Origin of the sequence: Halomonas sp. A3H3 (assembly GCF_000982975.1) — a bacterium.
Classification (GTDB): Bacteria; Pseudomonadota; Gammaproteobacteria; order Pseudomonadales; family Halomonadaceae; genus Vreelandella; species Vreelandella titanicae.
In genome coordinates, this window is the sequence record NZ_HG423343.1 from 3864301 (window position 1) to 3885143 (window position 20843).

At 55.6% G+C, this 20843-nt stretch carries 21 protein-coding genes; 18 read left to right on the forward strand and 3 right to left on the reverse strand.

The features are described 5' to 3' along the window. Nucleotides 1-71 precede the first annotated feature (71 nt). The 18 genes from HALA3H3_RS17420 to HALA3H3_RS17505 all read left to right on the forward strand — a co-directional run bounded on the left by HALA3H3_RS17420 (nt 72) and on the right by HALA3H3_RS17505 (nt 18650). Nucleotides 72-1367 (forward strand): phage major capsid protein, encoded by a 1296-nt coding sequence (locus tag HALA3H3_RS17420; protein ID WP_022522851.1) that lies wholly within the window; start codon nt 72-74, stop codon nt 1365-1367. A gap of 93 nt (nt 1368-1460) precedes the next feature. Continuing rightward, on the forward strand, nt 1461-1694 hold the full coding sequence (locus HALA3H3_RS17425) for a hypothetical protein (protein ID WP_022522852.1): 234 nt from the start codon (nt 1461-1463) through the stop codon (nt 1692-1694). Nucleotides 1695-1786: 92 nt separating this feature from the next. Beyond that, entirely contained in the window at nt 1787-2347 is a 561-nt protein-coding gene (locus tag HALA3H3_RS17430) for a head-tail connector protein (RefSeq protein ID WP_022522853.1), read from the forward strand. A gap of 3 nt (nt 2348-2350) precedes the next feature. Beyond that, nucleotides 2351-2686, forward strand: a complete 336-nt coding sequence (locus HALA3H3_RS17435) for a phage head closure protein (protein WP_022522854.1) — start codon at nt 2351-2353, stop codon at nt 2684-2686. Next, entirely contained in the window at nt 2673-3125 is a 453-nt protein-coding gene (locus tag HALA3H3_RS17440) for an HK97-gp10 family putative phage morphogenesis protein (RefSeq protein WP_022522855.1), read from the forward strand. Before HALA3H3_RS17435 ends, HALA3H3_RS17440 begins: the two co-directional genes overlap by 14 nt. Next, complete coding sequence (locus HALA3H3_RS17445) at nt 3122-3850, forward strand: phage tail terminator protein (protein ID WP_022522856.1); 729 nt, start codon at nt 3122-3124, stop codon at nt 3848-3850. The genes HALA3H3_RS17440 and HALA3H3_RS17445 overlap by 4 nt, the downstream gene beginning before the upstream one ends. Nucleotides 3851-3910: 60 nt before the next feature. Then, complete coding sequence (locus HALA3H3_RS17450) at nt 3911-4096, forward strand: hypothetical protein (RefSeq protein ID WP_053857031.1); 186 nt, start codon at nt 3911-3913, stop codon at nt 4094-4096. Continuing rightward, nucleotides 4089-5054, forward strand: a complete 966-nt coding sequence (locus HALA3H3_RS17455; RefSeq protein WP_022522857.1) for a hypothetical protein — start codon at nt 4089-4091, stop codon at nt 5052-5054. The genes HALA3H3_RS17450 and HALA3H3_RS17455 overlap by 8 nt, the downstream gene beginning before the upstream one ends. Nucleotides 5055-5133: 79 nt before the next feature. Then, nucleotides 5134-5475, forward strand: a complete 342-nt coding sequence (locus tag HALA3H3_RS17460; RefSeq protein ID WP_022522858.1) for a hypothetical protein — start codon at nt 5134-5136, stop codon at nt 5473-5475. 74 nt (nt 5476-5549) lie between these two features. After that, nucleotides 5550-5984, forward strand: a complete 435-nt coding sequence (locus HALA3H3_RS17465; RefSeq protein ID WP_241254272.1) for a DUF1799 domain-containing protein — start codon at nt 5550-5552, stop codon at nt 5982-5984. Between the two features lie 75 nt (nt 5985-6059). Continuing rightward, nucleotides 6060-6929, forward strand: coding sequence for an exonuclease domain-containing protein (locus HALA3H3_RS17470; protein ID WP_022522860.1), 870 nt, complete (start codon nt 6060-6062; stop codon nt 6927-6929). A 2-nt stretch (nt 6930-6931) separates the two neighbouring features. After that, nucleotides 6932-7240, forward strand: coding sequence for a hypothetical protein (locus HALA3H3_RS17475; RefSeq protein WP_022522861.1), 309 nt, complete (start codon nt 6932-6934; stop codon nt 7238-7240). A gap of 74 nt (nt 7241-7314) precedes the next feature. After that, on the forward strand, nt 7315-13431 hold the full coding sequence (locus tag HALA3H3_RS27755; protein ID WP_022522862.1) for an EF-hand domain-containing protein: 6117 nt from the start codon (nt 7315-7317) through the stop codon (nt 13429-13431). Further along, entirely contained in the window at nt 13428-14783 is a 1356-nt protein-coding gene (locus HALA3H3_RS17485; RefSeq protein ID WP_022522863.1) for a hypothetical protein, read from the forward strand. Before HALA3H3_RS27755 ends, HALA3H3_RS17485 begins: the two co-directional genes overlap by 4 nt. Continuing rightward, nucleotides 14780-15601: a hypothetical protein gene (locus HALA3H3_RS17490; RefSeq protein WP_022522864.1), complete on the forward strand. Its 822-nt coding sequence runs from the start codon at nt 14780-14782 to the stop codon at nt 15599-15601. The genes HALA3H3_RS17485 and HALA3H3_RS17490 overlap by 4 nt, the downstream gene beginning before the upstream one ends. 2 nt (nt 15602-15603) lie before the next feature. Next, on the forward strand, nt 15604-17916 hold the full coding sequence (locus tag HALA3H3_RS27145) for a hypothetical protein (RefSeq protein WP_022522865.1): 2313 nt from the start codon (nt 15604-15606) through the stop codon (nt 17914-17916). A 9-nt stretch (nt 17917-17925) separates the two neighbouring features. Continuing rightward, the gene (locus tag HALA3H3_RS17500; RefSeq protein ID WP_022522866.1) at nt 17926-18351 is read left to right on the forward strand and encodes a hypothetical protein; all 426 of its coding nucleotides are present in this window, start codon (nt 17926-17928) and stop codon (nt 18349-18351) included. Further along, nucleotides 18348-18650, forward strand: coding sequence for a hypothetical protein (locus HALA3H3_RS17505; RefSeq protein ID WP_022522867.1), 303 nt, complete (start codon nt 18348-18350; stop codon nt 18648-18650). The genes HALA3H3_RS17500 and HALA3H3_RS17505 overlap by 4 nt, the downstream gene beginning before the upstream one ends. Nucleotides 18651-18875: 225 nt before the next feature. Here HALA3H3_RS17505 and HALA3H3_RS17510 read toward each other — a convergent pair whose 3' ends face one another. Genes HALA3H3_RS17510 through HALA3H3_RS17520 form a run of 3 tightly spaced genes read right to left on the reverse strand, consistent with a single transcriptional unit; the run spans nt 18876 to nt 20823 of the window. Next, nucleotides 18876-20150, reverse strand: coding sequence for a Y-family DNA polymerase (locus tag HALA3H3_RS17510; RefSeq protein WP_022522868.1), 1275 nt, complete (start codon nt 20148-20150; stop codon nt 18876-18878). Then, a complete protein-coding gene (locus HALA3H3_RS17515) occupies nt 20147-20596 on the reverse strand; it encodes a LexA family protein (RefSeq protein ID WP_022522869.1) in 450 nt (149 codons plus the stop codon). The genes HALA3H3_RS17510 and HALA3H3_RS17515 overlap by 4 nt, the downstream gene beginning before the upstream one ends. After that, entirely contained in the window at nt 20593-20823 is a 231-nt protein-coding gene (locus HALA3H3_RS17520) for a DUF1654 domain-containing protein (protein ID WP_022522870.1), read from the reverse strand. The genes HALA3H3_RS17515 and HALA3H3_RS17520 overlap by 4 nt, the downstream gene beginning before the upstream one ends. Nucleotides 20824-20843: the final 20 nt, after the last annotated feature.

Here is a 20843-nt window from a genome sequence, read left to right on the forward strand (position 1 = left end):
CACGCGGCGGAGCGACACCACGGCGGCCAAGGGGCCGCCATTTTTTTGAACAAACGAAGAGGAAATACCCCATGGGCATTGAAGAACTCCGCCGCAAGCGTGCCGAGATTAACGCGCAAGTGCAGGCGCTGGCCGCTATTGAGATGGAAGCGGGCGAGCTGAACGAAGAGCAGCTGGCTGAATTTGAAAAGCTGGCCACCGAGTTTGATGAAATCAGCGCCAAGCTTTCCCGCGCTGAAAACATCGAGCGCATGAATGCCGCTTCCGCCGAAGAGGTACCCGCTTTTGGTGGTGGTCAATCGGCCGCGGTGCATATCAAACCCGAGCTTAAGCAGTACACCGGCGCCAAGGTGGCGCGCATGGCGATGGCCGTGGCCGCCGGTAAAGGCGATATGCAGTTGGCCTCGAAGTTCGCCAGCGGTGAAATCGGCGATGCTGACGTAGCCATGGCGATTGATACCAGCGCAAACTCTGGCGGATCGCTGGTGCCGGAAAACATGCATAACGAAGTGATTGAATTGCTTCGCCCTAAAACCATCGTGCGTGCCTTGGGCGCCCGCTCTATGCCGCTACCGAATGGCAATCTAAGCATTCCCCGTATGGCGTCTGGCGCAACCTCTAGTTACGTGGGGGAGGGGTCTGATGTGCTGGCGAGCGAAGCCAACACTGACGATGTGAAACTGAACGCCAAAACCATGATCACGCTGGTGCCTATGAGCAACCAGTTGATTGGGCGCGCAGGCTTCCAGGTCGAACAGATCTTCCTAAACGACATGCTTGCTAGCATGGCCGTGCGGGAAGACAAAGGCTTCCTGCGTGATGACGGCACCAACGACACTCCCACCGGTTTCCGCGCGGTGTGTGTGGACGAAGGCCGCGTAGTGCCATGGTCGGGTACCGCCGATCTGCAAACGATTGACGCTTATCTCGATAGCCTGATGCTCAAGCTGATGGAGAGTGACAGTCTGTTGATTGAGCCGGGCTGGGGCTTATCACCGCGTACTTACATGAAGCTTTTCGGTATGCGTGACGGTAACGGCAACAAGGTGTATCCCGAAATGGCCCAAGGCCAGTTAAAGGGCTACCCCATCCGCCATACCACCACTATCCCAGTGAACTTGGATACCTCCACGGCGGGCACCAACAACGAAACCGAGATCTACTTCGCCGACTTTAACGACGTGATCATCGGTGACAGCGATGTGATGACCATCGACTTCAGCCGTGAAGCCACCTACAAGGACGGCGCAGGCCAGCTGGTTTCCGCGTATAGCCGCAACCAGTCACTGTTGCGCGTGGTGAAAGAGCACGATATTGCCTTCCGTCACCCTGAAGGCCTGGTGCTGGGTACCGAGGTCACTTGGTAAGGCTGGCCAGTTTAACTAACAGCAGATGAATAACACCTAAGGCCCGCCACGTGCGGGCCTTAATCGTTACCCCTTTGATCACAGGAGCCACCCATGGCCACCGCAAAACAACCGGCTGCAAAGCTGATCACCATGGTGTTTCTAAAACCCTATGGCCGCTACTCCCGCACTGACCGCGCAGGCTTCCCAGAGGACAAAGCCAAGCAACTTAAAGACCGCAAGATTGCTATCCCCGCATCAGAGCAAAAAGCCGCAGACGCCGAGAAGGCCAAAGCCGCCGGCGAGAATAAACCCGCCAAAGGCACCGAAGGCGCGGACAAGGTTTAACCCCCACTGCGCTTAACGATATGCCAACGCCGCCACCAGGCGGCGTAGTTGTTTCTGGCTAATGGCTATTTCTGACTATCGAGAGTCCCTGAATGATCACGCTCACACACGCCAAACTGCACCTCAAGCTGGCCACCACAGCAGAAGAGGCAGAGGCCTACACCGATGAAGACGCGATCATTCAAGGGCTCATCAACGGAGCCTACCAATACGCCGAACACGATACCCAGGCAGTGCTGGTCAGCCGCACTAAAACCCTGGTGCTTGATGCCTTCCCAATGGGCAGCAAAGCAATAGAGCTACCGTGGTCTCCGGTGACCGCCATCGAGTCAATGGAGTACATCGACCCCGAAGGCAATGAGCAATCACTCGATGCCGAAACCTTGAGGCTCGACACCCGGCCCATCTACCCGCTGTTGGCGCCACAGTGGGGCACCCGATGGCCAAGCACCACAGATGAACCCGAGTGCATCACGATCACTGCCACGGCTGGTGCGGAAGATACTCCGCCTGACGTAGACATTGCGGTGCTGCTGTTAGTCGGGCACTGGTACGAAAACCGCGAAAGCGTGGTCATCGGCACAATATCCAGCGAAGCGCCTATGGGCGTGGACATGCTGCTGGCGCCACACCGAATTTATAGCGTGGGGTGACGTATGCAGATCGGAAAGAAGCGAGAACAGGTCATCTTCGAATGGTGGCAGAAGGGCGAGCGTACGGATTCAGGTGCCACACCAGAAGAGTGGCAGCCCGGTGGCAGGGTGTGGGCCGAAGTGGAGCAGCTACGCGGCCGTACCTTGTTTGCCGCGCAAGAAGCCAACGCCGAAACCACCGCCCGCATCCGCATCCGCTACCGGGCAGACATCGCTGCCGCCACCGGTAAAACCCTACGGCTACGCCATGGCGAGGTGACCTACCAACTGGAAGGCCGCCCGATAGATCTTGGCGGGCGCCGTACTGAACTGGAGCTGATGTGTCATGAGTGGGTTTGATTGGCAGGTTCAGGGCGTCGACCTAGACGCGATGCGCCAAGAACTGCGCGCCCTGGAAGACAACATTAAAGAACGCGCGGTTCGAGCGGGCTTGGTGGCTGTTGTTGCCCCCGTTAAGCGTACCGCCAAGCAAGTAGCGCCGACCGAAAGCGGCGACATGGCCAAAGCCGTTGGCCACTTGAATATCAATAAACGCCAGCGCGGCCGCTTAGGGTTTCGCCCGGGCGAGGTCGGCCTCCTCGTGGGTACCAACCGCCGCATCAATGGCGTGTTTCAAGGTCGCAAAGGCCTATGGCAAGAGCACGGTACCGAGCGCATGGAGGCTAACCCCTTTCTATGGCCTGCCATGCAGCAGCACGAAAGCGGGGCAGCTGGGCGCTTTTATGGTGGGCTCTCCAAGTACCTTGACCGTCAACGAACCAAAGGGGCCATTGCATGATTAGCGACATTATCACCGCGCTGGGCGGGGCAGGCATTACCGCAGCCCCCAGCAGTGAAGCCGACCCTAGCCGAGCCGATACCGTGCCTGGGTTAGTCGCCCTAGTGGATCCTGTGGTGGGCGGCAACCTATGGCCGCTCAACCTACCCGCCAGCGCACCCGGTACCAACGGCGTTTATAACCTGGCAGGGCAAAGCGGTATTGAGCTAGACGGCTATCGCCTGGGGCGTGTGGATACATACGTGCTGAGTTTACGTTCGCCTGACTTTGACCCGCTGCGAACCATGTCTACCCAATTGATTGAGCGCGTAGCCGGACAAAGCGGCATTGAAGGCTGGGAGATCACCGACGCGGCCACCGATTACGAATACGACCAGCGCCAATACCGCGCCCATTTTGAGTTACAAGCCACCAGCCTAGCGATGGCTGCGCCCGCGCTGCCCGCTGCTTTCATTCACCCCGTGCATGCCGCTACAACGCCCAATGAGCTAGGCACCATGAACGTGCGGCAAACCGTTACCGAGCATATCGCAGTGGTACTGGTCGCCGAGCAAAGCCAAGTCGACACACAGCGCCGCGCCATTACGGCGGCCCTGCTGGGTTTAGAGAACCCGGCAGATGCCGTCGCCCCCCTGGAATACGCAGGCGGGCAGCGCGTTGCTGTCTCCGGCAGTCACGTCTATTGGCGTGAGCTGTACAGCTATGATCGCCTGATTCGTAGCTAACCCACCACCACCCAAACAGCCCCGCCGCGTGCGGGTTTTTTACGCCTGGAGGAAACCCCCATGCCCAGCATTGGAGGCCGCTACGAGATCCGTGACGGCAAGCGTGTGCTAACGCACGAAACCAAACCGGCGCCCGTGAAGACCGCGAAAGCGCCCGATTCAAAACCCGCGTCGGTGAAAGCCGACGCCGTAGCACCCAAGCCCACCAAGGCGGTGGCCAAAAAAGAGGTAACAGGCGATGAGTAATGAACCACTACTCTGGCGAATTCTGACCGTTGCGGCGGTCATTGAAGATGAGTACGGCGTCACGCCCACCGACCTAAGCACCGCCGTGTTTTTTGATGTAATGACCAAGGATTCGCCGGGCGTTTATCAAGGCGATACCGCCGAGCGCGAGCGCGTCAAACCGGGCTTTGGTGCTAACGAGCAGATCAACGTTGCGCCGTATTCCACGCGTACGATTCGCGTACCCTACGCAGGCTCAGGGACGCCCGGCGTGCCGCCTTCATTCTGGCCGTTAATGTTGTGCTCTGGTCATAGCGAAACAATCGATATGACCGTGGACGAAGAGAAGGTGATATACGACCCGGTTTCCAGCAACTTCAGTTCTATCTCGCTGCTTTGGTGGTCTGATGATGACGAGCTGCAGGTATTACCGGGAGTGCGCGGTACCTTGACGCGTACCACCGATGCTAAAGGCATGCCTTACTTTGAGTTCAATCTCACCGGGCTATATGTGCGACCAACAACTGAAGCGCCGCCTGCAGGCGCGACCCGTGCGCCCCAGGCTGGCGAAGTGCCGGTGAACAAGCAAAACAGCACGTTCACGTTCTTCGGCTACGCTGCGCCGATGCAGTCCTGGTCGTTCGATATGTCTGGACAGGTAGAGCACCGCAACTTGCCCGGTTATGAGGGCGTGCACCTGACTAACCGGAATGCCGCTGGGCAGGTCAATATCCAGAAGCCGCGCCTTGCTGACTTCAATATCTATGAAAAGATTGAGTCGCATAACGGCACGGTAGTAGACACGGTAACGTTCTCCCATAACAAAACCCCCGGCAATATCGTGGATTTTGAAGCCACCCGCGTGCAGCTCTCGAATTACGCCGAAACCGAGGTTCAAGGGATTACCCATTCCACGATGGATACCCGCCTGCTTTCCGCGCCCGAAGGCGATGGCGACTACCGCTACGTTTTCCGCTAAGCACTCAACCCATAACCGCTAACCACACCGCGCCGCCTAAGGGTGGCGTGCTTGTTTGTGCTAATCAAAGGAACACACAATGTCTCTCATTCTGAAGAAAATCCCCACCGTTACCGTCGATGTGCCTATTCAAGTGCCGGGCGATAAGAAAGCATCAACGATCCAAGCAGAGTGGACGCTGCGTAAATGGGATGATTACCGCGCCACCGTTGAAGCGGCTCAGGCAGGTAAGAGAAAAGATGAAGAATTTTTAGAAGATCTGGTGAATATCACCGGCATTAAAGGCGAAGACAAAAAGGATTTGCCGTTTGATAAAGAGCTGGTCGAGCAGCTAATGCAAGAAACCTATATTCGCCGGCCGTTGATCCTCAGCTGGTACGCCGCACAGGAAGGCCGCAACCAGGCCGCTGCAAAAAACTAAGCGGCGCTGGCCAGTGGTGGGCCAGTGGCCCAGCCCCCAGAGATCAGCGAAAGAAAGACACTGACCGCTGGGGGCTGAAAGACGCCGACACACCCGAAGCGCCTAAACACTTTGAGGTGTGGGAAGAACACTGGCCAGCGCTGGAACTGTTCTTAGCGATGCGCACCCAGTGGCGCACGGCCATCGGTATGGCAGGCGGGCAACGCCTGGGTATCGACTACACCTCGCTCTATGGCCACCCCAAATTTGCCCGCCTGGATTATGACGAGCAAGACAAACTGCTAGGCCAGATCCAGCACATCGAAGCGGGCGCGCTCGCGGCGTTTAATGATCAAAGCCACCTAGCCGAGCAGGAAGCCGAGCAGCAAGCGCAGGTTACCGAGATCATCGAGAAACGCGCCGAGTTGAGTTTCCTGCAGGAAGAACAGCAGCGCATCAACGTGCGGGAGCTGATGAATGTGATGGATCTGCCGGCCGATTATAGAGGGGATGGTGCGTTTGTGGCCTGAGGCCCATAGGTGTAATTGAATATAAGTTAACTTTGTCGCAATCTGCCTAAGGCGTATTAATTAGGAGGGCGCATTGTGGCAGAGCGATTTGTAGTAATAGACGTGGAAACCGCCAACCCCGACATGAGCTCTATTTGTCAGGTTGGGCTGGCGGTGTACGAAGATGGCCAGCGTGTAGGGGCTCACTCGATACTGATCGACCCAGAAGATGAGTTCGACGAATTCAACATTGCTATTCATGGCATAACCCCAGAGCAGGTGCAGGGGAAGCCGAATTTCTCAGAAGCACTGCCAGGCATTCAGCAGGTACTTGGCGATGACCCGGTCGTCTCCTATGGCCATTTCGATAAAACCGCCATGGCGCAAGCTTGCTATCGCTATGGGTGGGAGCTGACGGTAACGGCTTGGCTTAATCTGCATCCCGTCGTTAGAAGGGCGTGGCCAGAAGAGGCGGCAACGCACGGTGTAGCTTTAGCCAAAACCGCCAAGCGCTTGGGCGTTAAGCTGGTTAACCACCACGATGCCAAAGCCGATGCTATTGCTGCTGGAGAAATATTCCTACAAGCCATGGCTGTAAGCGGCCTGGGTGTGGCTGACTGGCTCAAGCGAGTTGCGACTCCTATAAATCCTGAGCGTCACGTATCCACCTACGAAGTAAATCCGGAAGGCGCGTTATTAGGGGAAGGGATTGTTTTCACTGGCGCCCTCTGCATGACGCGAGAGCAAGCGCGTGAAGCGGCCGCCCAGCTCGGTTGCATACCGCTATCCGGTGTTAGCAAGAAAACCACCATGCTGGTTGTCGGTGATCAAGACATAAGGTACCTACGCGGATCGGATAAAAGCAGCAAGCACCGAAAAGCCGAAGAGTTAATTCAGAAAGGGCACCCTTTACGCATTCTGGGTGAAAGTGACTTTATGGCGATGTTAAGTAGCGAGAGGGTGTAGGTATGAAAAAGTTGATAGCTGGCTTGGTCGTGGTCGTGTGCATGTTTCCGGTATTCGCTTCCGCCCAAACGATTAGCGAATGCCGTGACCGCCAAAAGCTAACCGAAATGGCTATGGAGGTCAGGGATCGCGTAAGCAGTGGAGAATCAGAAGACAGCTTGCTGATGTGGGCTGGAAGCATTGAAGCCCCAGGCCTACAGGCCGCGGCCTATAAAGCCATTGAGGCTTACACGTTTCAGCATGCACCTGGAAGTGTTTCCCAGGTGGTAACGGTCATGGGTTATATGTGCAGTAAAACGTACAGACCATGATCTAAACAGTAGACAACCATCCAGCCCGCCAATGTGCGGGTTTTTTTGTGCTCGCAATTTGAGGTTTGCCACCCATGGCCCAGCAATACAAAACCGGGTTAATCATCACGGGCGACGCCAGTGGTGGTATTCGTGCCATTAAGGCGACCGGAAGCGAGCTGGGAAAACTGAATCAGGGCTTTGACCGTGGTGGGCGTCAGTCCAAACAGTTTGGCGCAGACGCTGCCCGAGCAGGTCGTCAGCTCTCAGCAATTGATCAGGGCGCTTCTGATGCTAGCCGTGGACTAGCTGTGCTACGTACTAACGTGGCAGGCGTGGCCGCGGCAATGGCCACCGCTTTTGGTGCTGGCAGTATTATTAATCAAGCCAAAATAATTGCTGATACGGATTCGCTCGCTAAAAGCATCGGCATGGCCACGGGCAGCTTGCAGGCCTGGGACTACGCTGCCAAGCAGGCTGGTCTGGCTGGCGGCCAGATGGGCGACATCCTCAAAGACATTACCGAGCGAATCGGTGAATTCACGGCTGAAGGCACCGGCGAAGCGGTCGCCCTATTTGAGAACCTAAATCTCAACATTGGTGAGATGAAGCGGCTGGCGCCCGACCAGCAACTGCTACGCATTGCGGATGCCATTAGTACGCTGGAAACCCGCGGCGAGCAGATCAGTTACCTAGAGCGCCTGGGTAGCGATGCCACATTGCTGCTACCGCTACTGGACAATAACGCCGCTAAGCTGCGCGAGTTCACCAACGAAGCGCAAATGCTAGGCGTGGCCATGTCGCAGATGGACATTGACAGCGCCATTGAAGCCAATCGCGCCATGGTTCAACTCACCGGCACCATGGAGGGGTTTACAAATCAGATTGTAGCGGACGTAGGCCCCGCGCTCGCCTCCACCGTGGGCGAGCTAACCAACTTCATTCAGGAAGCGGGTGGCGCTGACGCCATTCTTGAAACCGCTGCAGATGCGGCGACGATGTTTGCCGTAGTGATGGGTGGACGCCTTGTTGGAGCGCTAACGAAGTCTACTCAGGGAATGATAAGTGACGCGGCGGCAGCTGTTGCTCAGGCAAAAGCTCACGCCACGGCCACAACCGCAGCCCGCGCAAAGGCTGCTGAAACGCTGCGTGTGGCTCAAGCAGATCAAGCCGCAGCATCAAGAGCGCTTGCCAACGGCCATGCAATTGCGGCCGCAACTGGCAACACCACACTACGTACCAAAGCCATTACCCAAATGGCCGCTGCCAACCAGCGAGCCATAGCAGCAGAAGCCGCGCACACCGCAGCGGTTAATGCCAACAGCGCCGCTATGGCGCGAGGAACAGTAGCAGCCCAGGGGATGGCCGCTGCAACCAGAACAGGGGCTAGTGCTCTTGCGCTCATCGGTGGCCCTGCCGGTGCTGCTCTAATAGCTGGCGCGGGGCTATATTACTTCCGCGAGGAGCTTGGCCTCACTGACGACAAGATGCAGGGCACCATCGGCACGATAGAAAGCCTAGGTGATTCGTTTATTTCAGAGTTCGGCAGTATGGGGGCTGAACTGGTAGGTGGCTTCCGTGGCATGCGCGGCGAGCTGATCGATCTTGATGCATCCTTTATCGACTTGAAAGCCAGCGCTGTTGAATCGTTTGCGGGTATTGTTGGCAGCAGTGCTGACGTTATCAACCTGGGTCTGATCCCGATTCAGCACGCCCTGAATGCGTTAGACCAAGGCTTTGCCAACTGGATCAATCGCGCAGCCGGTGCGTTTGAATCAGCTGGCGCTATGCCGTTTGGTATGACCAACCTGTTTGGCGAGCAAGTTACCCGCCTGCGATCAATGGCAGACGATCTAGCCGATGGCATGATCGAGCCTATCGGCATTTCAACAGCGGCGCTTGAGACCAATGCCCAGTCTTGGCGTTCCCAGGCCGATGCGATGCGCGCTACGGCCGATGAATTGCGCGGCAATGTCACACCTGCCACTGATGATTTAGTCGTAACATTTCAGACCCTTGACCAGTGGCTTGATGAGATCGAGCGTGGCGCTGGCGCTGCTGGTAATAGCCTGCGCGATAATGCGCCAGATGAGAAAACGATTGCCGCATGGGAGAAGTACAACGATCAACTACGTGACAACCTAGCCGCAAGCCGCGACCCATCGGCGGTAGGCGCTGCCAATCGTGAGCTAGATAAATTGGGGGTAGATGACCCCATTCGCCGTGCGATTACCGTTGGCCTGGCGCTACAGGAAGATCAAGTAGAGCGCCAAAAAGAGCTGCAAAAAGAAGCGGCGGATGCTGCCCGTCAGGCCGCCAGTGAGGCTGAGCGAGCATATCAACAGCAAGCCCGTGCTGCTGAACAGTCAGCCAAGCAACAGGCTGACGCTCTGCGGAGCATTCAGCACGAAATGGATCCACTGACAGCGGAGCATGATAAATACGTCGAACGTATTAACGTGCTGGATCAAGCCCTGTCAGATGGCACGCTAGCCCCTGAGGCTTACGGTGACGCCTTCCGCTGGGCAGCGGAGCAATACACCCGCGCCGCTACCGGTGCCGAAGAGTACGAAAAGCAAACCGAATCACTGATTAGCACCTACGATCGGCACAACCAACGTGCCCACCAGCTACGCGATGCGTTAGAGCAAATCAATCAGCGTTACCGTGCCGGTGAAATCGATGGCGACCAGTACTCCCGTATGGTCGGCGGTATCCGCGATGAAATGCAGCAGTTGGCGCTCGAAGCCGCCCCCATTTCTAAAGAGCTGGCACGTTCGTGGGAGGAAGCCGCTAACCGGATTAATGAAACGTTTGGAGATGCGTTTACCGGTGCCTACGACTCGTTTGAGGATTTTGGCGACAAACTGATGGACGGCGTTAAGCGCCTGATCGGTGAGATTACCTACCAAGCGACGCTTGAACCTATTGTTATCGGGGTGACTACTCAGGCGCGTGGTGCGCTTGGTATCCCCGGCACTGGTGGCCAGCAGGGCGGCGGTTTAGATCTCAGCTCCATGAGTTCGCTCAAAAACGGCTGGAGCGCCATTAAAGGCGGCGTTAGCAATGTCGCGTGGACGGGGGCTGGTGGCTCATACCAAGGCACTGGCTGGGCTAACGCCGCTACTGAAGGTACTGGCGTCAACGGTTTTATGGGCGGCTCCACGGCCAATTTTAGTGGCATGCAGGGTCTAGCCTCAGCGGGTGCAGGCTTTGCGGGCAGCTATGCTGGGCGCTCAGTGTTTGGCGAGGGCCGCGATAACGACATCCTAGAAACTGCCGGGACACTGGTGGGCACCTACTTTGGTGGCCCGCTGGGTGCCGCTGCCGGGTCGTTTATTGGCTCAGCCCTGGCCAGCCTTGATAAAGAAACCAAGTTTAGTGGCCGCTTTGGCACCACCGCTACCAACGACCCATCCCAATATGCTCGTAGCGGTAAAGATGGCGTTTTCGAGCATCAAGACTCTGGCACTAATTTCTACGGTCAATCTGCTCTAGGGTACACCGGGTTCCTCGACCAAGGTACTAAGCGCCTACAACGTGCGGGTGTCGGCGAGGACAAAGGCTGGGCGGAAGAGCTGACCGCCGCGTCTGTGCAAATGGACAACCTGGTTGCCTCTATTGCTAGCAGTCCTGCCGAGTTAGAGGCTATGCGGTCTGCTGTTCAGGGCTTGGAAACATCGAGCAGCAACGCCGGGCAGATTATCGAGTTTGCGCTTAACGAGCGCCCCCGCGCCGCGCTGGAAGCGCTGGGCGGAGACTTCGGTGCATTCGTCAGAATACTGGACGGAGGCATTGAGCAGGTGGTTGCCCAGGCTCAAGTGGCACAGCAGGCGCATACGCTGCTGACTGATAGTGCCGAGCGTTTGGGCCTGCAATTTAATATTGCTGGCGGCTATGCCTACGAGGCGGCTCAAGAGGTCGCCCAGTTAGCGGGCGGTGTTGAAAATCTCAGCTCACTACAGCAGTCGTACTATCAGAATTACTTCAGCGACGCAGAGCGTGCGGCGCATCTCACCGAGGATCTAACCGAAACGCTCAACAGCATGGGCCTGCAAATGCCCGAAACCCGCGAGGGGTTCCGTGCACTTATTGAGTCGCAGGAACTAGCGACTCAGGCCGGGCGCGAAAATTACACGCAACTGCTGCAGTTAGAGAGCGCTTTTGCACAGCTAACGCCTGCTATCGAGGAAACCGGAAGCGCGGCAATTGATGCGTCAGATGCACTGCGCGAGCGTGAGCAGTTAGAAAAACAACTGCTGCAGGCGCAGGGCAACACCGACGCGCTACGTCAGCTCGAACTTGACCGGCTGAGCGAACTGGAAACTGCCGAGGTTAATAATCTCACTACTCTGCAGCGACGTATTTATGCAATAGAAGACGAGCGGGCGGCTCAGGAAGCGGCAGAGCGCGCACAGCAAGAACGCATCCGAGCCATTGAGCAGGAATCTCAAGCATGGGCGCGAGCCCGTGACCAGCTAGCGGGGTTTAGCAACTCAATTGATGGCTGGTTAGCACAGCTGGACGGCACCGAAAAGGGCATGGGCACGCCCCGCGAGCGGCTGGAGGCGAGCGACGCAGACTTTTGGGCGCAGTACGAGAAAGCCTTGCAGGGTGATCGCAACGCGCAACAGGGAATTACCCAGTCCGCTGACCGCTACATCGCAAATCTGCAGGAGATGTACGCAAGCTCAGACCCTGCGGTTGATGGCATCGCTGAAATCCGCGACGCCATGGAACGCTTGCCAGAAATGCTCACGCCTGAGCAGTTCCTCGCTGACGAGTTTAAAAACGCCCTTGGCGAGCAAACCGTATCGCTCACAAATGTTCTCGACCTCAACGGCGACGGCACTATCTCTGCTATAGAGCGCTCAATTACCGCTGAGTGGGATGCCACGCAGCAACTCAATGGCGTCCTCAGTAGCGAAATGGAGCTGCTTGGCACGACAGTGCTAACCGAGTCTCAAATCCGCTCAGCGTTAAAGCCTCATGCGACAGACGCTGAAATTAATCGACTGATCAACAACGTTGACAAAAATGGCGACGGCATTATCAGCCGCCAGGAGTTGACTAACGCGCGCTTGAGCGATCTGGCGGGTGGTATTGCCGGAGCACTTGAGCCGATGTTTAGCAGCATCGACCTAGATGCTAACGAGCTGATTGACTACAACGAGTTCGGCAAAGCCTTTGAGGGAATGGCGACGGATGGCGAACTACGCCGTATTTTCAACAAGTTGGATGTTGATGGCAACGGTCAAATATCCCGGCTAGAAGCGATTAATGCCAACACTAGCACGATAGATCAAGCCAATGGGGATGGTCTAAAGGTTTCATTTGGTCGCAATCACAACCCCAGTGGGCTAATTGACATGGCCTACAACTGGGGTACGAAGTGGGGCCAAATGGGCGCGCCCGCGTTCCGTGGCGCCGGTGGCGGCGATCTTGATTACGAGCCACCTGGAGAAACCTCCGGAGGCTCCGGTTCGGGAGGGTCTTCATCCGGCGGTGGAAGTGCGGGAGGGTCTTCATCCGGCGGGTCAGGTACTTCGGGTATACCCGCAGGCGCTCAATCATGGATTGATCAGTTTAGCGCTAACGAGCCGAATTCAGTGCAGTTTTTGAGTGTCGATTATCTGCTAAAACACTGGAGGAACCACGACACTGAGATCAGAAAAACGGGGCAAGCCCTTTATGAGCTAGAAGCACTTGGCGCACGAATGCCGAGCGGGGACACGACCCTAAGAAACTTAACGCCCAGCTGGAAGTTCTTCGCTAACGGAGGCTACACCGGCCCCGGTGGAAAATATGACCCCGCAGGTATCGTGCATGCTGGCGAAGTGGTGTGGAGCCAAGCTGATATTGCACGTGCAGGCGGCGTCGGTGCCGTTGAATCAATGCGCATCGGCGGCATTTCCGCGCCTCCCCTACCTAAAATCCAGATGCAACTCCCGATGCCCGAAATGCCCCCGCTGCCACAGTTCCCCGCGCTGAGCAATAACGACGTGCTGCAAGTGCTTAACGACGTGCGTAAAGAGCTGCAAGAAACCCGCAAGGAAAACAAGCGCTTGCTAGAGCTGATTGGCGAGAACACCGGCGACACGGTGGCAGCGGTCGAGCAAGCGGCGGCGCGGAGCGAGCAACAGCGCGATGACCAGCTAGACGAACTCGAAACACTCAGTAGGTATAGCAAAACGGAGATACGTACAACATGAGCATAAGCGACGGGCAGTACCTGGCTTGGCTCGCTAAAACCAATGTCACCCGCATGTTGCTGGCTGAGCTGCACCATGCGGACGGCATCGAGTACGTAGCGACTGGGCCGTTTATGTCGCTGCCTAGCGACGCTGACCCCAACCGCCCCTATATCGCCTGCATTAAAAAAGCGGTGGATGTCACCACGCGCACAGACGGCAATACCACGTTTGGCGAGGTGACGTTAATCGGGGATCAGCTGGCAGCGGATTGGCTGGATCTGAAATGGCACGGGCACCCCATCAAGCTGTTTCTTGGTGCGCCGGATTGGGCGCGGGATGATTTTCGATTGCTTGCCCAAGGTCGTAACGGTGGGCCGCAAGGGGCGGAGCGCGGAAAGCTAGTATTTCGCATGGATGACGAGAGCAAGGTGCTTGATGAGGTAATCGATACGGGGCAACTGCCCAACGACGCAGGGCCGGTGCCCCTGGCGCTGGGCAGCGTTTACAACGCGCCGTTGACCCGCATCGACACCCAAACGCTCACGTATCGCGGTTCATATCTGCCGGTGACCAGCATCGCCGCTAAAGCCAACGGTGCGATGCTCACGCACAGCACCGACGCAGCGGCGGGCACTGTGACGCTAAACGACCAGTTCGGCGATATAACAGGCGACATTGAAGAGCCCCACAACACCCCGCAAAGGATCGTTGAATGGGTGGCCGCGCATTACAACCTGGCTATTAGTGATATTGACCTGCCCCCTTACCGAGTGGGGCTGTTCTACAGCGGCGAGGCAACCGGGCGGCAGATTCTCAACGCGGTAAAAGAGGGGCTTGGTGCGTACTGGTATCTAAACGAACTCAATGAGTTAGTGATGCGGCAGCATAAAGCGCCGGTGGCCGCTGATGTGACGATCGTTCGTGACGATATTTTCTACGGCAAGTTGGTTTTGTCGGAAACCGAGCAGCCGTGGCGCAGCCTGACGCTGCGCTGGGGCCGCAACTACTCGCCGCTTTCAAATGTAGCGGCAACGCTTGACGAGAATTCCCCCGCTGAGGCCACGCGCCTGCGCACGGAGTGGCGGGAAAGCTACGCTAGTCAAGACGTTAGCGACTACCCAATGGCCGAGCGCATCACGCGAGATAGCATCATTCAAGATGAAACGGACGCCATAACGGAGCGCGACCGTCTTTTGTCTCTGCGCAGCGTACGGCGCAATACATGGAGCATTGAGGCGAGGTTTCCGCCGGTATTCGCTGGGCAAGTGGCGGCGGTGGATCATGGCCGCTTGCAAGGGAAGTTAGGGCGCTTAATTAATGTAAGCCGTTCGCCGACTAAAGCGGTGACCAGTTTGGGGTTTTGGGTATGAATCCAATCGAGATACTGTTTGATAATAAGCATGATGCCGCCACATTAACGGCAAGTAGCCAACAGTCACCCCCCGAATATACCCAAGTAAGTGGCGGCAGCCACTTGTTTAGAACGCTGGGTATAGAAAACGAAACGTTAACCGCTGATTTAGGGAGTGCCTTATATATGACGAAGGTGGTTATATATGGGCACAACTTAAGCCCGGCGGGCACTATTAACGTTGAGCTTTTATTGAACGGCGATGCGGTTGCGGAAACAGGCTTTAAAGGTGTTGCAGAGTTAATACCATTAGGCCGTTTTAGAGTGGGTATTGACCCATGGGGTGGTCACGATTTAAGCGGTTTATCAACGGTTAGTTTCGAAGCTAACTTTCAGCCAACGATTGCAAATGCTTACCGCATAACGATAAACGACCCTACAAACGTCAAGGGTTATTTAGAGATCGGTCGGGTGTTTTCAGGTGCGCCATGGTCGCCACCCAAGGATATGAATATTAGCTACGGCGTTAGCATGAACAACAAAACCGCTACTCGAAAAGAACGCACAGAAGGCGGGTCGTTAATCGCTATCGGTAAAGGGGGCTGGCGAGAAGTTTCCCTCTCTTTTGATCATTTAGAAGATGCCGAGTTTGAGAACTTTGTAAAAGAGATGAATAAAACTGACGACACGACCGAAGTTTATATCAACGTTTACCCAGAAAAAGGTGGCGTTATTGAAGCTATTCATTCGTTCGCTGCAATGCGCCAAGACGGTTATGGCACTACGCATAACTTTTACAACAGTCGTCGAGTCCCCTTAACCTACGTGGAGGTTTAAATATGCTAACGCCGCCTGAGTTGGAAGATCCCCGGCAGTATGATTATGAGTACGGCGATCAAGAGGAAATGATTTATAAGAAAAATGCCTTAAATGCCTATCACTATAATTTTTATAATGCGTTAAAAGTCATTGTTGGAGAGCTGAACGTAGAGTTTCAGTTCGTCGCTGACTCTAGGTTAGACATTACCAATAAGTCAGGCCAAGTGGCAACGGCGCTGCAGCAAGTTAACACGGCTAAGCAATCCGTTGATCAGTCTAAAAACCACATTGACCAGCAAAAACAGGCTATTGATACCACCGCCGGGCAGGTTAATAGTGACGCTCAGCAGGTAGCCAGTGATAGGCAGGTCGTAGCGCAAGACAAGCAAGCCACTACCGCATCTGCCGCCGCCGCCAGCAGTTCTGCCAGTGATGCACTGACAGCTAAACAACAAGCCGAAGCGTTGTACGGCGATTTGGACGCCATTAACACGGCGAAAACGCAGTCGCAGCAAGCGGCGACAACCGCCAGTCAGCAGCGGGCTTTAGCGGTTACCGCCCGCCAGGGCGCAGAGCAGGCGCTGGCGGATGCATTGCAGGCGGCAGCGGATGCGAATGTCGATATTGATGCCGCTATCGCCGCGCTCGTTGACTCATCGCCTGGGGCACTGGACACGCTCAATGAGCTAGCAGCGGCATTAGGGGATGACCCTAACTTTAGTACCACTATGCTGAACGCTTTGGCGGGTAAGGTACCTCTCACTGGTGCGGATCTAGGCAGTAACGAGCTAAAAGCGAACCTGACCCACAATAATGGTTATTTTTACGTCGGGCCTTACAACAGTTCTTATGGTGATACTCAATTACGGGTGTGGTGGAGTTCTGCTTCCAACATACTGAATATGGGCGGCGCACAACTCGGCAATGTTAGTGTCAGAAATGGGGATGTAATAGGTCGTAAGCCAATCACAAATATGGAGCTGGTTGGGGAGATTGCTAATCCAGAAACTGTGTTTGCTTTAAGAGAAGGCGGCAAAAGTCCGGCTATTACCAATGACGCACATACTGCAAGAGCGACAGGAACGTATTATGGGCTGAGCGCTGCTAATTCACCGCGGGGAAATGGCCACTATTTCTGGTCGCAGTATGGCGGCGACTACAATAAGTTCCTTTTTATAGACCAAACTAGCGGTAATCGGTTATTTGTTGGTGGTAGCCATGGTGGTGTTTGGTCAACACCTGCGGAAGTGTGGACTACAGAAAACCTCAATCTGTCAGCTATCACGACCGACTTATATGTGGATAAGCCCAGGCCCTGGCTGACACTGAAAAGTATTACAACGGGCGATTCAGGAGTTGATCAGGCAGCGGGGGTTACGCTAGGGGAAAGTACAGGTGCAGCTCTCCATATCACTTACACAGGTGATGGCCGCGGCCACATTGGGATGGGCACCATTGATGCTAATACTGGCATCCCTGCTAACGAAGCTATGGGGCTTTACTATCAGAACCCAGATGTTGATTTTTTTGGTGATATAAAATTACCTGAAAGCGTTACGCTAAAAGGCGGTGTGTCGGGGCTTGTAATAGGTAACTCGACATACGGTGAAGTAGCAATTGGCAACCGTAACGCTAACTACACTCACTATTTCAGCTCCGCAGGCTCGCACTACTTCTACGGTACTGTGCGTGCACAAGAGGGGTTTAACGGCGACGGTTCCAGTGTCACTAACGTTAATGCAGCGCAGCTTAGCGGCCAGTCTCGCAGCGTTAACGACGATGCCAACACCGTCGCTGGGCGGGATTCTGCAGGCGATATAAGAGCAAGGCTTTTCCGGTCAACGTATACGCCCACAAACAGCAATATCGCGGTTATTTACACGTCGACTAAAACCGATGGTACCGATTTTATGCGCCCGTCGACCCCCGCGCAGGTGCGCGCTGCGCTGGATTTAGACGACCTGGGAGCAATAACAGGCTCAAATAGCCGTGGCCGTTACTACCTTTACCCCGATGGTCGGCTGGTCATGCAGTGTGGCGTCAAAACATTCACACAAGACCCGTCATCTTATCGCTACCTGTTGTGCAAAGTGACGCTTCCGTACACCCCGCTGGGAAGCGCCGAGCATTACGTCACTGCCACGCCGTCCTCTGATGCTAGCGATTACTCCAGCGGGGCTAGCCCCTTAGACGTGGCGCCGCCTCTTGCAAAGCCCGGCAGAGTAAGCAGCGGTACTGTTGTAGAGGTACGTGTAGCTAACATTAGTAAAAGCAACCACAGCTCAGGTGCCACCGCTAAGGCAAGCATACTTGTCGAATCCCGCTGGAAATAGGAACTCATCATGAAACTGCTGATAGTAGATCACCCCGCGCACCACGATTACACGATCAGTGGGGGTGTGATTAACGGTATTGACCTGTCGGTTTTTCCTGCTGACGCAACGTTCAAGGGCAACGCCGACACCGACGCGGCGGGCATTCATAACGTAGAGCGTATTGATGGCGAGCTGCGTGTCACGTTGGGCCAATGCGGCTTACTGTATGAGTGCGCGCCGGTCAACGGGAGCCATGATTGGTTTGGCACAGGCGAATGGATCGACGCCGCCGATTACGACAATGAGCATTGCTACATAGTGGCCACCGCCGCCCCAGAGAACGCGAGCTATGAAAAGCGGGATGACGGCTGGACGGTGACCGTGCCGGTGGTAGAAGAGCCGGAAGAGCCCGAAGCGGGCGATGAAGAAGCGATAGACGAGGTGGTGGAATGAGTGAAGCATGGTTTATCACAGGAGAACAGGCCGCCCAGGGGGCTCTTGAAGCATGGCGAGAGGCGACGGTCGTTAGCGCGTTTCAAGCCCATCAAGCATTAGACGATTTTGGCTACATCGATCAGGTCGAGACAATCATAGCTGACCCGGACACGCCCGCGAAAACCCGCAGGGCGTGGAAAATGGCGCAAGAGTTTCGGCGTATGAGCCCCACAGTGCTAGAACTAGCAGCAGCGCTGGAGCTGACTGCCGCCCAGGTTGACGAGCTGTTTGAGTATGCGCTGACGATTGAGGCGTGAGCCTTATCCGCTGCACGACCCGCCGCCGTTGAGCGGTTTTTTTGTGCCTGTTGTAAGAGATCTCTTACAAAAACTGTGGTTAATCTCTTACATACAGGAACTTAATCGGTGACTATGTTTTAGAAGTGACGCCAGGAACGCCGCTTTTAGCATGTCGGACGCGTCACGACACGGATGTTTTGTGTATGTAGAAGGGACTCAGTTTATTGCCAGGGATGGCATACTCTATGATTTAGCGACTGCTAGCTCCTCCCACTTCGTTGTATACCTCGGGGTGCGGTGCTCGCAACGCAATTCCCATGCATTGACCTTTCTCGGCATCCCCAGCCGCACAGTGTTTTTACCGTGCTCCCGGTTTAGCTTATCCAGCGTCGCCATTAATTTCTCATTCTTTTCCCGCTTCTCATCACTCACAGGCTCAGCGAGCAGACCAAGCTGCTCATTGTCGTGGTCGCAGAGATCCATCAACATCACGCCGCATTTTTGATACATGATTCCCGGTTTGAAAATCCTCTCCAGCCCAGCAATCGCAGCCCGAACAAGTTCCCGGCTGTCGTCAGTTGGGTGGGGCAGCGGTAGCACCAAGCTTTTACTATAGCTGGGCAGATCCTGCCTAAATCTATTCGTGCGAACAAACACCATAATGGCTTGGGCAAGGCCGTGCTGCTTGCGTAGTTTCTCGCCGGCGCGTGAGGTGTGGACGCGGATGGCTTCGTGAAGATCCGCTTTGTTGTTGGTAAGGCGGCCAAACGAGCGTGAAACCATTATCTGCTTTTTGGGCTGCGCCATATCATCAATATGGATACAGTCAACGCCGCGGAGCTCCCAAACGATCCTCTCCATGACTACTGAAAAGTGTTTGCGCAAATGCTTGGGCGATGACTCGCGCAGCTGCCACGCGTTCTCAATGCCCAGCGTATGCAGCCGCACAGCGCTGCGCCCAGCTACGCCCCAGATCTCAGTTACTGGCAACTGCTGCAGGAACTCCCGCGTGTCATCGCTATCCGGCTCCATAATGGCCACGCCATTAAAATGCGCCTCTTTTTTCGCCCTATGGTTCGCTATCTTCGCCAGTGTTTTAGATGTGCTCAAGCCGACGCTCACCGGAATGCCTGTATCACGGCGCACCTGGTGCCTCATCAACTGACAGCGATCGCTTAACGTCTCAAACTCGAACCCCTCAAACGACAGGAAAGATTCATCAATCGAATACACGTCCACGTGGGGTGTGTGCTGGCTGAGAACGTCAGTAACGCGTCGGGACATATCGCCGTAAAGTGCGTAGTTACTCGATAGCAGAATGCACTGGCGGCGTATGTGTGGGTCGATCTGGTGCGCGGGCATGCCCATGGCCACACCCAACTGCTTGATCTCTGCTGACCTGGCCACCACACAGCCGTCATTGTTCGACATCACTCCAACGGGCTTGCCTTCCAGCTTCGGGTTAAATACTCGCTCACAGCTAACGTAAAAATTATTGCAGTCGACAAGTGCGATCATACAGAAAACCCAGGGGCCAGCGAGTGGATGTTGTGAGTGACCACGCCCCACACCTGGCACTCTTTGCCCTCTAAGGGCATCGGGCGAAACTCTGGGTTGGCTGCGAAGAGGTAAGGGCGGTTGCCGATCGAGCCTAGTTTCTTGCACGTGAGCTCACCGTCAACGCTCATTATGACGATATGGCCAGACTTAGGCTCAAGTGAGCGATCGACAATCAGCAGGTCACCGTCATAGATCCCCGCGCCTGTCATTGAGGTTCCTTTGGCCCTGAGGTAATACGTCGCGCTGGGGTGCTGGATTAGGTGAGCCACCAAGTCGAGCTCAGCTTCGAGATAGTCATCAGCGGGCGAAGGAAAACCGGTACGCACTTCGCCAGCTGCCAACGGTAACTTTAACGGTGGGGCAGTGGTATCGACGCGACCCAGAATGGAGAGATGGATGCTCATGACATGCTCTCCTCTGGGTTCCAGCGCAGGCGGATGTGCTCTGCCGCGTCATCAAGCGGGATCATGGTCACGTTCTCGACGGTTCCCAGGTCTTCCAGCATGCGCGCCCAATCGTCAGCGCTATCATCTTCCCGTCGGCGGATCTCGACACAGTGTTTTGATTGCGCCCCAGGGCTGCCGATCTCTTTCTGTACCCGCTTTATAAGTTGTTCGTAGGATTTAGACATAAGCGTCTCCTAAAATGCTG